Source organism: Polyangium sp. 6x1 (assembly GCF_029946515.1).
Taxonomy (GTDB): Bacteria; Myxococcota_A; Polyangia; order Polyangiales; family Polyangiaceae; genus Polyangium.
In genome coordinates, this window is sequence record NZ_JARZHH010000047.1 from 39884 (window position 1) to 51971 (window position 12088).

Genomic DNA, 12088 nt, shown 5'->3' on the forward strand with positions numbered 1-12088 from the left:
CGGCGCATAGAAGATCGAAGCTCAAGCGGCCTTTCGGCCCTCCTCCCTCTCGGCGAGCCAATCTCGAAGCAGGTCGATGCGCGTCCGGGCATCCGGGCGCGCTGCGCTCACATCGGCGGGCTCCCATCGTCCCGGCACACGGCGGACGGCGAGCGACGCGATGTTGTCCGGTAACACGGGCGCCGATGTCAGCTCTTCGCCCTTCGGCTCGAGACCCAGAAGGACGCGAATGGCGAGCAGGGGCGCTCCCGAAGCCCAGGCCTGCGGGCTCGACGCCGTCGGGTACTCGACGGGAAAGCCGGTCTTCTTGCGCTCGTAGCCGGCGAAGACCTCCGGCAGGCGATAACGGAAGAACATCGCGGCCTCGAAGAGTGCGGCGCAGATGCGGCTGGCCTCCTCGCGATGACCATACCGCGAGAGCCCCGCTGCGATGAGGGCGTTGTCGTGGGGCCAGACCGTTCCGTTGTGATATTCGATCGGATTGAACCCAGCTTCGCCCTCGGCCATGGTTCGGACGCCCCAGCCGGAGAAGAGCGCCGGGCCCATGAGGTGGCGGACGATCGATTCGACCTTGTCGTCCTCGACGATCCCGCTCCACAGGAGGTGTCCGATGTTCGACGTGAGGCTGTCGACCTTGCGCTTTCGACCGTCGAGCGCGAGAGCAAAGAAGCCTCGCTCCGGAATCCAGAAATCTCGATTGAATCTCGCCTTGAGGTCGGCCGCCTCGCGCTCCAATCTCTCGGCGAGGGCCGTGTCTCCGAAGATCGACCGTGCGAGCCGCGCACACCGGATCTTGGCGTCGTACGCGTACCCCTGCAGCTCACAGGTCGCACGCGGCGCCTCCGCGAGCGTCCCGTCTGCGAACAGGATCGCGTTCGAGGAATCCTTCCAGCATTGGTTCTCGAGGCCGGTCTCGGCCTTCCGTTCGTATTCGATGTATCCGTCTCCGTCGCGATCGCCGTACCGGTCGATCCACGCAAGCGCGGCGCGCGCGACCTTCTCCAGGCGACGTACGAGCGCCGCGTCGCCGGTCCATCGCTCGTATTCGTCGAGCAGGATCAGGAAGAGTGGGGTCGCGTCGGCGGTGCCATAATAAGGTGACTGCGGCCTCTCGCCGAAGGCGGTGAGCTCGCCGAAGCGCAGCTCGTGCAGGATCTTCCCCGGCTCCTCGTCGCGGAAATCGTCGCATGCGCGGCCCTGCCTCTCCCCGAGCACGACGAGCGAGGTCGCGGCGAGCTCGGGGAGGAAGGGCAGCGCTTGATAACTCGTGATCAAGCTATCGCGGCCGAAGAGCGCCATGAACCAGGGCAGCCCTGCGGCCGGAAGCGCGAAGTGCGGGAAGACGTCGGGGTAGGGGTAGAAGCGAAGGGCGGCGAGGTCGACGATGCTCCGGAGGTATGCCTGCTGGATGATGGGCGGATCGCTGCTCACGAGCGGCGCATTTTCTATCCATCGCGTGAAGTCTTCGCGCAGGTTTCGCTTGATCAGCTCCGTCGGTTCGAGCGCCGTGACGTGACCGACCAGGGGGCGTACGGACAACGTCGTCGTCCACGTGGCCTTCGGCTGGATCTCGATCTTGAAAACGAAGCCTTCCTCGCTCACGTCGGCGGGTTGGCTGGAATGGATGAGGGTTTGCCGCACGAAGGTCTCCCGACGATATCCGAGCAGGAGGTCTTGCCCCCGGACCTCGCGGTAGAGCTCCCCCTTCTTGGCGAGCGCGTCCTTGACCTCGAACAGATCGGCGAAATCGGCGGCGGCCTCGATGCGAAGCTCGATCGTGGTCGGCTTCATGGAATGGTTGATGACCTCGATGTCCTCGCGGAAGCCAGTGCCTGCATGACGGCGGCGGATGATCGAGAGATAGGGATTTTCGTAGATGCTCCCGGTACGCGGGAACAGGAAAAACTGAGCGAAGTGGTACTCCACGTTGTCCGCGGTGAGCAAGGCGGGGCACTGACCATCGACGCGGAGGGTCCAGCGCGAGAGGTGGCGCGTGTCTTTGTAGAAGAGCCCGTGCGGCTGATCGGGCGCCGCGTCGATGTCCCCCGTTCGATTGGACGTGACGAACGTCGCCCCATCGAGGATGCTGATCATCCCTTCGGCCACGAGGCACTCCCTCCGCGCTCCGTCTTTTTCGCAGGCGTACTTGCGGCGCGCCGGGCAGGGTCGCAAGGTGCCCGATCCAGGGAAGGCAGAGAGGCGAAACGGAGGCGGATCCAGCGAGCTCGTGCGCCGATGGCTGCGGCGCTCGATCCCGAGCGTACGCAGGCGCGCGCGTCCCCCACGCGCGAATCGAACTGCTTATTGGGCAAACCAATCGCTGGGACGCTGCCGCTGGGTGACGACGATACGGGCTTTCGTCCACGTGCCCTCGGTGGGCGCAATCACGCCCGAGCATTCGATGGGCCGGCTCGACGAATGCTCGTACTCGTCCATCAAGTAGAGCCAAGCGGAGAACCCGGCTCCGCTCTTCCGCTCGACGTTGTGCGCCCCGTAGCGTGTGAGGCTCGCGTCGACCTTCTCCGCCCGGCTCCCGCGGGAGCACGAGACGTTGCCGCCGACCTTGAAGTTCGCGCCGCTCGTGGTCCCCTCGTCGACCACGAGCCAGACGTTGTTGAACGCGTACCCCGTGCCGTCCCATTTGAACTGAATTTGAAAAGGTTTGTCCGGCTCGATGGCCACGCTCGCGACCTCGGTATCGGGGACGTGCAGGCCGCGCCCCTCTTCCTGGTAGAGGAGATACCCGCCAATGCTCGCCACGAACAGGAACAGGGTAAAACAGCCGGCCCCGAGGAACAGCCCGACACGGTTCACCTTCGCAGGCGTGTTCGGCCGGCTGCCTTGCCACGGAGCGGCTTGCGGGGCGGGGGGCGCCGCGCCGCACGACGCGACGGCCGCGGCGACGAATGCCTCGGGGCTGATGGCGGGCAGATCGGCGCCGCGCATGCGCATGATCCCTCCGCCCGGCGAAAAACGCCACTCGGCCCAGTACGCCCGCTGTGCGCCGCCCTCCCCCTCGATGCCCCGCTCCGCCACGAAATAGCGGGGCGGCTGGCCGGCCGCGCGCACGAGGGCGATGTAATGGCACTCGGTGGGCGCCTGCGGGGGCGGCAGAGTGATGAGGAGCGCCTCGACACCGGGTGCGGGGTACACCGGCGCGAGCGTGAGCGCCGTGCCGTCCGCGCGATCCTCGGGCCCGAGGCCCTCGCCGGCGGCGGCCCACGCCTGCTGCAGCATCGCGTTTCCCTGGGCCGCCGCGGCCGCCCACCACCCGGACGGGTCACGCAGCACGGCGCTCATCAAGACCTGATGCGCAAAACGGTAGTGTTGTTGTCTCACCGTGGGACCTCCGCCGACCCGCGTCGGCGATCCGGGGTCTCACGGGCCGGCCGCCGCGTCAATGGTTCCATCGTGAGAACGGTCCTCCAGGCGGCACGCGGCCTCGCCTCGCGGAAGATCTTCGAAAGCCGCTGAAGCATGGACCGCATTCCGACGCTTCGTCGTGGTATGGGATGGACATGACGCCAGACGAAAAGGTGACGCTGCGCGAGGAGAAAGAGACCCTTCTCCTCACGGTGTACGGCAAGGCCGAAGAGAGCCGCATGCCCGACTCCCTCCTGCGCGATCGCTTCGCCGCCGAAGCCATCGCCCGGGTGAACTACGATTTTTCGAAGCTGAAGGTCCGCCGGGACGACATGATCTCCCTGGCCATCCGCGCGCATCTCCTCGACAACTGGACTCGAGAATTCATCGGCCGCCACCCCGACGCAATCGTGCTGCATCTCGGCTGCGGGCTTGACAGCCGGGTCTTTCGGGTCGATCCGCCGGCGAGCGTCCGCTGGTTCGACGTCGACTATCCGGAGGTCATCGCGCTGCGCGGTCGCCTCTATCCGGAGCGCGCCGGCTCTACCCTCCTCGGCACGTCGCTCACGGATCCGCAATGGCTCGACGCGGTGCCGGCGGATCGTCCGGCGATGATCGTTGCCGAGGGCGTCCTGCCCTATCTACGCGAGGACGAGGTCCCGCGCCTCTTCAACCGCATCACGGCGCATTTCCCGGCGGGCGACATGGGCTTCGACTGCTACAGCCGCTTTGGCGTGCGGCTCCTCCGGCGTCATCAATCGATCCGGGCCACGGGCGCGTCCGTGCACTGGGGCCTCGACGATCCCCACGACCTCGAAGCGCAGGTCCCGAAGCTCGTGTTCGTGGGGGAAGTGTCGAGCCACGATCCGGCGCAGCTCGCCAGGATGTCGAGGGCGACGCGCCTGCTCTCCCGCATCTTCTTGTCGATCCCGGCCCTCAAAAAAGCGGGTCGGATCGTGCGTTATCGGTTTGGATAGTGCGCCTTCGCGCCCCGGGGGCGCCCACGAGCACGTCGACGAGGGCGGCGACCATCGGGTGATGCGGCGGGTTTGCTTCGAGCCAGAAAAACTCCCCGGCCGGGTTCACTTCGAGCAGCACGTGCTCGCCCTCCGGCGTCACGATGAAATCGGCCGCGCCGTATTGCATTCCCATGGCCTCCTGGTAACGACCGAGCGCGTCCTCGACGTGTCTCGGCAGGTCGTGGTGGCGCCATTGATCGATCATCGCGAGCCCCTTGTTTCGCCAGTCCACGTCCGCCCCCTCGACTTGTTGCGAGTCGATGCGCGCGGCGAAGATCTTCGTGCCGAACACGGTCGCGCGCACCTCGAACGCTTTCTCGACGCGCTCCTGGAAGTACATCGGGCAGAGGCGGAGCTGTTCGAGCCGCTCCGCCGTCTCCGGGCGCACCTCGCTCGTCATCACCACCTGGAGCTTGCCGTCGTCCTTCACGAAAGGCTCCGCGCTCAGCATCTTCACGATGGCGCCGTTCGGGCAGCTCGAAAGGAACGCGCGCGCCTTCGCCGGATCGTTCGTGCCGAGCGTGCGGGGCGTTCGAATTCCGGCCTCCCGGAAGATGCGCTGGTGCAGCGGCTTGTGGTCGCTCGCTCGGACCCGCGCATAGGCGTCCACTTTGAATGCGGGGCAGGCGGCGAGCGCGCCATGGAGAAACCGGTCCGACTCCGCGAGGGCCATCTGCTTGTGGCCCGGGTGCATCTTCTCGGGAAAACCGACCCCCTGGTGATAACGGCGCCCCCAGATCGCGTCGCCTTCGCCGATCGCGTGGCCATTGAACAGGAACCACTCGCCGTCCGACTCCTGACCGAACGTGATCGTCGCCTTCACCGGAAAATCGTTCAGGTGGAAGACGACCGGCTCGGCGCCGCGGCTGCGAATCTCTGCGGCCACGCGCTCGATGAAGGGAGGGGCGTCGTTCTTGTGCGTGAGAATGAGGACTTTCATGGTTCGTCGTCTTCCCGGAGGAGGGTTTCTGCGAGCGAAGCGGCGATCGGGAGCCCGAGCTCGGCTTCGAGCATCCCCCACTCGCCGGTGGGGTTCACTTCGAGGAACACCGTCTCGCCGCCCGGCGTCACGATCAAATCGAGGCAGCCTTGCCGGAGCCCGAGGCGCCTCATGAGCTCGGCGAGCTTCCCTTTCGTCGCCACGTCGAGCGCGTGTGGCTTCCAGGATCCCGCCTGTGAAAAGCGCCAATCGGCGCCGCATTCTTTCCCGTCGAGGGCGCCGGTCCAGGCGGCCCCGCCGGCCCACGCGACGCGCAGCTCCAGGGCCTTCGGGATCTCCTCCTGGAAGATCATCGGCCCCCTTCGCAAGGCGTCGAGGTGCGCGAGATCCTTGGTACGCAAACGACGTGTCGGGAACGCGCGTCCCGCTTGCATTCCGTATTCGAGCGGCGCGTGCAGCTTGCACACGACGCGCCCCTCGTGCGCCTCGAAGAGCGCGCGCGCCGCGTCCGGATCCGAGGTGAACCGCGTGTCGGGGATCCGGAGCCCGCATTCCCGCGCGAGCCGGAGCTGGAGCAGCTTGTTCTCCGCGGCGCGGGCGCGCTCGGGCGCGTCGACCCATCGACCTTCGAGGAGCGCGAGTGCCCCGAAAAAGAGAGCGCCCGCTTCCCGGTTCACGACCTCCTTCTCCGCCGCCATTCCCTTCGCCTCGATGCGCGGCCACACGCGCCAGAGCCATATGGCGTCCGGCCGCAGGCGTTCGCCGCGCACCCATACCGTGCCGGGGTCCTTTGCGGCGAGCGAGATGCCGAACGTACCGTCCTCGAAGAGGCGATCGGTATCGAGGCGATGAGGGAGCGCGCCGCGGCGGCGGAGCTCTTCCGCGACGCGCTCGGTGACGAATGGCTCTCTCGCGTGGGAGAGCAACAACACGATCCGTGAAGCCATACCGGTCACTCGATCCGTGCGAGCGAGGTCGTCGCGCTGCGATGCTCGTGACGCGCCATGGCTCCTCGGGATCGATCGATGGTCAGGTGTAATCGCAGTAGGGCTTGTACGTGTAGCAATCGTCCGCGTCGGACGGGTACTTCTTGGTGCACTCGCTGTCGAGGCAATGGGTCGTCGGGGCCGTACCGCCGCCGCTCGTGTTCATCTCCGTCGCCGGCGTCTGCTCGTCGTCGACGAGCAGGTAAGCGAAGAGCGGGGTCATGTTCTGGTCGTCATTGGGTAGGGACATGCGGGTTCTCCTTCGATGCGGTCACGTCGAGTCTCTCGACATCCAGCCTTACGCGCCGGCCCGCGGGGATTGGACAGGTCGTCGAAATTTTGTTTCGTCACTGGTAGCCGGCCGCCTGGAGGCGGAAGAGGGCCGCATAACGACCCTCCGCGCGGAGGAGCGCGTCGTGGTCGCCCCGCTCCGCGACGCGCCCGCCCTCCATCACGAGGATCTCGTCGGCGAGCCGGACCGTGGAGAATCGATGCGAAACGAGGATCGCCATGCGGCCCACCGTCTCGGAACGGACGCGCGTGAAGAGCGCCGCCTCCGCGGCAGGATCGATCGCCGCGGTCGGCTCGTCGAAGAGGAGCAGATCGGCTTTTTCTCGGAGAAACGCCCGCGCGAGGGCGAGCTTTTGCCACTCGCCGCCCGAGAGATCGACGCCGCCGGGGAACCATTTGCCGAGCCGCTGATCGAGGCCCCGCGAGAGCTTTTCGACGACCGGGGCCGCCTCGCTGCGCGCGAGCGCGCGCGTGATCGCCTCGTCCGGCACCGCGTCCTCGGCGGCGCGCGGGGCGACGTTTTCGCGGACCGGGAGCTGATAACGAACGAAGTCCTGGAACACCACGGCGAGCCGCGCGCGGAGCGCCTCGGGATCCCAGGCGGAGATCTCCCGCCCGTCGAGGAAAATGCGCCCGTCGGTGGGCTCGTAAAGGCCGGCGACGAGCTTCAGGATCGTCGACTTGCCGGAGCCATTCTCGCCGACGATGGCGAGCTTCTTCCCCGGGGCAAGGAAAAAATCGACGCCCACGAGCGCAGGGCGTTTCGCTCCCGGGTACGTGAAGCCGACGTTTTCGAAGCGGAGCCCCTGCTCCTCGCGCGCGCGTGCCGCGGGGAGGATCGGTCTTTGGCCCGGGACCGGGAGATCGAGGAACCCATAAAGGTTTCCGAGGTACTGCTGGTCCATGTAGAGCCCGCGCAAGCTGCCGAGCGCCTGCTTCCATGCGCCGTCCCCCTGCTTGAACGTGACGAGCGCGAGGCCGAGGTCCCCGACGGTGAGCGCCCCCGTGAGGGCTCGAAATGCCACGGAGACGTAGACCGCGTAGAAAAGAGCGAGCGCGACGAGGTCCGCGACGAGGCCCACGACGAGCCGCCTCCGCGCGAGGGCCTGATCCTCCTCGAATACGAGCGAAAATACCCGCCGCGCGCGCTCGAGGAACATCGGTCCCGTACCGAAAAGGCGCACCTCCTTGGCATGGTCGTCGCGGGTGAGGATTTGCTCCAGATAGGCTTGCTCCCGCGCCTCGGTGGCGCGCTGATTCTGGAGACGGAAGAGCGCGGTCGCGAAGCGCGTCTCCGTGAAGAAGCTTGGCAGCGCGGCGAGGAGGATCGCGAGCGCGGAGAGCGGCGAGAACCGAAAGAGGAGCGCCGCCGAGCCAGCGAGGACCGCGAAGGCTTGCGCCATTGCGAAAAAACCGGCGAGCAGCGCTACCGGACGACCGACGGCCTCCCGCCGCGCCCGCGTGAGCGCGTCGTAAAAGCCTGCGTCCTCGAAGCAGGCATAAGGAACCGCGATCGCCTTTTCGAGGATCGCCCGCTGAAGGACGAAGCCGAGCGCGAGGCGGAGGCGCGCGGTGGCGAACTGGTTCAGGCCCCCGGCGACGTACGTGAGAAAGAGGAGTACCGCCTCCGCGACGATACCGACGACGACCACGTGCCTTTCGCCGCGGGCGACGCCGTCGAGGACGCGGCGGGCGTACCAGGCCATGCCGGTCGGCGCGGCGCCCGCGAGCAGGGCGGCGAGGATCATGGCCGCGAGGGCGAATGGGCTCGCGCGCCACGCGAGCGCGACCGTGCGGGCGAGCCGGGATCGAAGGGGGAAAGCGGGGGGCTCGGGCACGGGGGCGAGGACCTCGAAGTCGAGAACACGAGCCCTTACGCCGCGTGCCCCGAGGATTGGACACTGGACGTCGACGCGGCGGCGGTGCGAGGATGCGCGCCATGGATCCGAGGGCTCCTCGTTCGTTCTTGCGGCTCTTGGGCATGGCCCTCGGCGTCCTCTGCGCCGGAGAATCACCGTAGCGGTGCGGCCGGCTCGTCGTCCTCCGCGGCGCCGGCGCCTTCGTCCGTCGCGTCGGCATCGTCAAGATGGGATCGAGCTACCCTTACGACGACCCTGACGAAAAGCCCGTGCACGATGCCGCGGTCGAGTCGTTTTGCATGGATCGCACCGAGGTCACGGTCGGCGCGTACAAGGCGTGTGTCGACGCGAAGAAATGCGAGCCCGCGCCGATCGAAATGCGGGCGCGGACGTACGCGAACCTTCCTCCTCGATGTACCCGGGGGACGACGGATATCCGTCGACGGCCTCCGTCGGCCGGTTTCCCAAGGGCGCGAGCCCGTTCGGGGTGCTCGACATGGCGGGGAACGTCTCGGAGTGGACGGCGAGCGGCTACTCGAGCAATTACGCCGAGAAGCCCGGGACCGCGCAGCGCGTCTTCCGCGGCGGCTCCTGGTTCGATTACGTCCCCCGCGACGAGCGATTGACCCTCCGTCTGCGCAGCGAGCCGGAGATGCGCCTGTCCTGGCTCGGCTTCCGGTGCGCAGGAAGATCCGCGTTGCCCTGAGCGGATCGTGGTAATCTCGGCGACATGCGTATGCAGGCGTGTCGTTATTCCTGGATGTCGGGCGTCGCGCTCGCCGCAGCGGTAGGGTGCGGCGTTGAGACGGTCAAACAAGTGGATGCTACGTCGGCGGGCTCCGGCGGGACCGGCGGAGGCGGGACCGGTGGGGCCGGCGGAGTCGGGGCGGGTGGGGCCGGGGTAGGGGGGAGCGGTACCATTGGCTGGGCGGTATGTGATTTCTTCTTCCCCGCGGGGGAGTCGCTGGTCCTCGATACGCCGCCGAACCTGTCGGCGCTCTCCCCGAAGCTCGTGCGATCGGGCCTCGATGAAAAGAACGTGGTGCTCGCTTTCATGGGGGGGCCGGTGGAGGGGCCTGCGGGCGCCTTGGGCGAGATTCACCTCCGCTTTTTTCTGGATCCGTGGAACACATGGCCGCCGGTCGAGGGGTCGAATGTCGTGCTGGCCGACGCGCAAGGGCCCTTCGCGGTATCGAAGGGCGCGAGCATGGAGCTCTCGGTGCTCCGCGACATGGGCGCCGCTCCGATCTCGTATTCGATCCTGCCCGCCCTGGGCATGCTTCCCAAATCCACCCCCCTTCCGCTGGACGGAACCCAGGCGGCGCTCCTGCGAATGCACACCGAAGGGCATATCATCGGATACGGACGTCCCCACGAGGGGGCCATGAGCGAGCTCCTCGTCGGCTTCGGTCGCTACAGTGGACAGCTCCCCAAAGCGGAAGGCTTCACGCCCGTCGGTTGCACGAAAGGCGAGGTGCTGATGGACGCGGTCTCCACGGCGAAAGGGGCGCTCGTGGGCTTCGCGAGCAATGAGCCGGCGAGCGCTTCGGGCTGCACGGGCTCGGTCTCGACCGCAAAGCAGGTCGTCGTCGCGCGCGTCACCGATGGCAATCCGGTCGTCGCCGAGCTCGCCGCGTCGACCCTCGATGGCCAGGCGGCGATCCAGGGGCTCGCCATGGCGGCTCGCAGTGACGGCGCGTGGCTCGCGTGGGGGCGCACGGACGCCCTCGGTTCGACCTCGCTCTCGGCCCAGGTACTCGACGCGGCGGGGAACTTCGTGGACGGGCCGTTCGAGATTGCGAAGTCGAATGACATTCATCCTGCGACCCTGGGCGCCGGCCGCATGAAAGACGATCTCGTCGTCGCGTGGTCTTCCGGCGCGCTGACCTCCACGCGTATCGAGGTGGCGCGCATCAGCGCGGGGGGCTACTTCCACATCGAGGCGACAATCGAAGAAAAGTCGAGCGTGTCCCAGCCCATCGCCGTCCTCGTATCCCCCACAGGGAACGCCGTGCTCCTCGTGTATTCGGTCGTCTCGGAGGTGGATCAGACCTCGCGCATCCGCCTCCAGCGGCTCGTCTGTGGGGTCTACCTCTGAGCTTGCTCCCGGGGGAGCATTTTGGGGTATCCCCTTCCTCGGTGATTGTTGTAAGAGAAGCCCCAATGATCGCGGGGTGACTCCCGCGCAGCGAGGGACAGCCGCAATGAACACGTTCACTTTCACGCAAGCCGACGGCTCGTCACGGGCCGTCCTTGGATATCGGTACGCGCCGCCGAAGGCCGCGGCGAAGCGTTACGTCGTCGGCCGCGGCAGCGTCTCGCGGTTGCCTCCCAAGGTCGACCTCCGGCCCTTCATGTCGCCGATCGAGAATCAAGAAGAAACGAACAGCTGCGCCGCCAACGCGACGGCGGGCGCCTACGAGTACCTCGTCAAGCGCCACCTCGGGGACGAGGCCTACGACGTCAGCCGCCTCTTCATCTATTACAACGGCCGCGCCGTCGACGATCCCGAGAACATCGCGGACGAGGGCAGCGTCCTGCAATCCGTCATCGAGAGCCTGAAGAAGTACGGCGCGTGCTCGGAGGAGACCTGGGCCTTCGACCCCGGGGTCGTCAATGAGCAGCCCTCGGACGAGGCGTACCAGGAAGCCTCGCAGTTCCTCATCGAGGACACCGAGCTCGTCCCGACGGATCTCGACGCCTGGAAGACGGCGCTCGCGGAGGGACACCCGATCATCTTCGGCGTCAAGCTCTTCTCCTCGTTCGACAAGCACAAGACGGCGGGCCTCGTTCCTGTCCCGACCACGCGGGAGACCGGGCGCGAGAGCCACGGCGGGCACGCAATGCTCTGCGTCGGCTACTCGGACCCGGACCAGGTCTTCATCGTCCGCAACTCCTGGGGGCCGGAGTGGGGCGACAAGGGGTATTGCTACATCCCTTATCGATACCTCATGAACGAGGAATACAACTTCGGCGATTCGTGGATCATCAAGCGCATCGACATGCTCCCGCCCGACGAGGAGACGTGGTCCGAGGATGAGGAGTCCGTGCTGGAGGACGTCTCCAGCGTCCTCGCGCAGCTCGACGAGGACGAATATGCGAGCCTGCTCGATCGGATGGGCGACGTCCCGCTCGAAGTGCGGCTCTCGCTCTTGTTCTTGGTCGCTGCGGGGGCGGACGGGGACGTCTCGGAGAGCGAGCTCCAGGCCACGGCCGACCACATCACGCCCGTGCTCGAGCAGCTCGGCTCGCGGCAAGGCGCCGAGAAGGTGCTCCGCAATGCGCTGCGTCGCATCGACGACGAGAAGATCATCGAGGAGACCATCGATATCCTCGGCGAGGTGTTTTCGCAGGAAGTGCTCGCTTCAATCGCGTCCCAGCTCCAGGAGATCGTCGGCTCCGACGATGACGTCTCCGAGGAGGAGCAGGCCTTCGTCGACGCCGTCGTCGAGCGCTGGCAGATCGAGCCCGCGGAGGATGAGGGCGACGAGGAGGAAGAAGACGAGGACGAGAGCGACGAGGACGAGGAAGACGAGGACGAGGGCGACGAGGAAGACGAGGAAGACGAGGACGAGGGCGACGAGGAAGAGGAAGACGAGTAGCCGCCCCGAAATCACGCTCCGCGAAAAG

Annotated in this window: 10 protein-coding genes and 1 pseudogene; 5 read left to right on the plus strand and 6 right to left on the minus strand. The window is 67.0% G+C overall.

The window, feature by feature from the left end; translation table 11 throughout:
• Positions 1-21: 21 nt before the first annotated feature.
• Entirely contained in the window at positions 22-2106 is a 2085-nt protein-coding gene (locus tag QHF85_RS33755; protein WP_281331516.1) for a glycogen debranching N-terminal domain-containing protein, read from the minus strand.
• Between the two features lie 195 nt (positions 2107-2301).
• The gene (locus tag QHF85_RS33760; protein ID WP_281331517.1) at positions 2302-3339 is read right to left on the minus strand and encodes a hypothetical protein; all 1038 of its coding nucleotides are present in this window, start codon (positions 3337-3339) and stop codon (positions 2302-2304) included.
• A gap of 179 nt (positions 3340-3518) precedes the next feature.
• On the opposite strand from QHF85_RS33760, the gene QHF85_RS33765 reads away from it, so the two are divergent.
• A complete protein-coding gene (locus tag QHF85_RS33765) occupies positions 3519-4340 on the plus strand; it encodes a class I SAM-dependent methyltransferase (protein ID WP_281331518.1) in 822 nt (273 codons plus the stop codon).
• Here the strand turns inward: QHF85_RS33765 and QHF85_RS33770 are convergent.
• From QHF85_RS33770 to QHF85_RS33785, 4 genes are all read right to left on the minus strand, one after another.
• Positions 4300-5322, minus strand: a complete 1023-nt coding sequence (locus QHF85_RS33770) for an MvdC/MvdD family ATP grasp protein (RefSeq protein ID WP_281331519.1) — start codon at positions 5320-5322, stop codon at positions 4300-4302. The genes QHF85_RS33765 and QHF85_RS33770 overlap by 41 nt on opposite strands.
• Positions 5319-6269, minus strand: a complete 951-nt coding sequence (locus QHF85_RS33775; RefSeq protein WP_281331520.1) for an MvdC/MvdD family ATP grasp protein — start codon at positions 6267-6269, stop codon at positions 5319-5321. The genes QHF85_RS33770 and QHF85_RS33775 overlap by 4 nt, the downstream gene beginning before the upstream one ends.
• Positions 6270-6351: 82 nt before the next feature.
• The gene (locus tag QHF85_RS33780; protein WP_281331521.1) at positions 6352-6558 is read right to left on the minus strand and encodes a microviridin/marinostatin family tricyclic proteinase inhibitor; all 207 of its coding nucleotides are present in this window, start codon (positions 6556-6558) and stop codon (positions 6352-6354) included.
• Positions 6559-6655: 97 nt separating this feature from the next.
• Positions 6656-8437, minus strand: coding sequence for an ABC transporter ATP-binding protein (locus tag QHF85_RS33785; protein ID WP_281331522.1), 1782 nt, complete (start codon positions 8435-8437; stop codon positions 6656-6658).
• Between the two features lie 248 nt (positions 8438-8685).
• Between QHF85_RS33785 and QHF85_RS49845 the strand changes: the two are divergent.
• The 4 genes and pseudogenes from QHF85_RS49845 to QHF85_RS33800 all read left to right on the plus strand — a co-directional run.
• Positions 8686-8751 (plus strand): annotated as a pseudogene (locus QHF85_RS49845) (hypothetical protein); the annotation flags it as partial.
• Positions 8752-8813: 62 nt separating this feature from the next.
• Positions 8814-9164, plus strand: coding sequence for an SUMF1/EgtB/PvdO family nonheme iron enzyme (locus QHF85_RS33790; protein ID WP_281331523.1), 351 nt, complete (start codon positions 8814-8816; stop codon positions 9162-9164).
• Between the two features lie 111 nt (positions 9165-9275).
• Positions 9276-10556, plus strand: coding sequence for a hypothetical protein (locus QHF85_RS33795; RefSeq protein WP_281331524.1), 1281 nt, complete (start codon positions 9276-9278; stop codon positions 10554-10556).
• 106 nt (positions 10557-10662) lie between these two features.
• On the plus strand, positions 10663-12060 hold the full coding sequence (locus QHF85_RS33800; RefSeq protein ID WP_281331525.1) for a C1 family peptidase: 1398 nt from the start codon (positions 10663-10665) through the stop codon (positions 12058-12060).
• The last annotated feature ends 28 nt before the right edge of the window (positions 12061-12088 follow it).

Bases quoted from the DNA above. Each gene is read 5' to 3' on its own strand.
- QHF85_RS33775 (WP_281331520.1), bottom strand. From the start codon at position 6,269: ATGGCTTCACGGATCGTGTTGTTGCTCTCCCACGCGAGAGAGCCATTC.
- QHF85_RS33800 (WP_281331525.1), top strand. From the start codon at position 10,663: ATGAACACGTTCACTTTCACGCAAGCCGACGGCTCGTCACGGGCCGTC.
- QHF85_RS33780 (WP_281331521.1), bottom strand. From the start codon at position 6,558: ATGTCCCTACCCAATGACGACCAGAACATGACCCCGCTCTTCGCTTAC.
- QHF85_RS33765 (WP_281331518.1), top strand. From the start codon at position 3,519: ATGACGCCAGACGAAAAGGTGACGCTGCGCGAGGAGAAAGAGACCCTT.
- QHF85_RS33790 (WP_281331523.1), top strand. From the start codon at position 8,814: ATGCGAGCCCGCGCCGATCGAAATGCGGGCGCGGACGTACGCGAACCT.
- QHF85_RS33770 (WP_281331519.1), bottom strand. From the start codon at position 5,322: ATGAAAGTCCTCATTCTCACGCACAAGAACGACGCCCCTCCCTTCATC.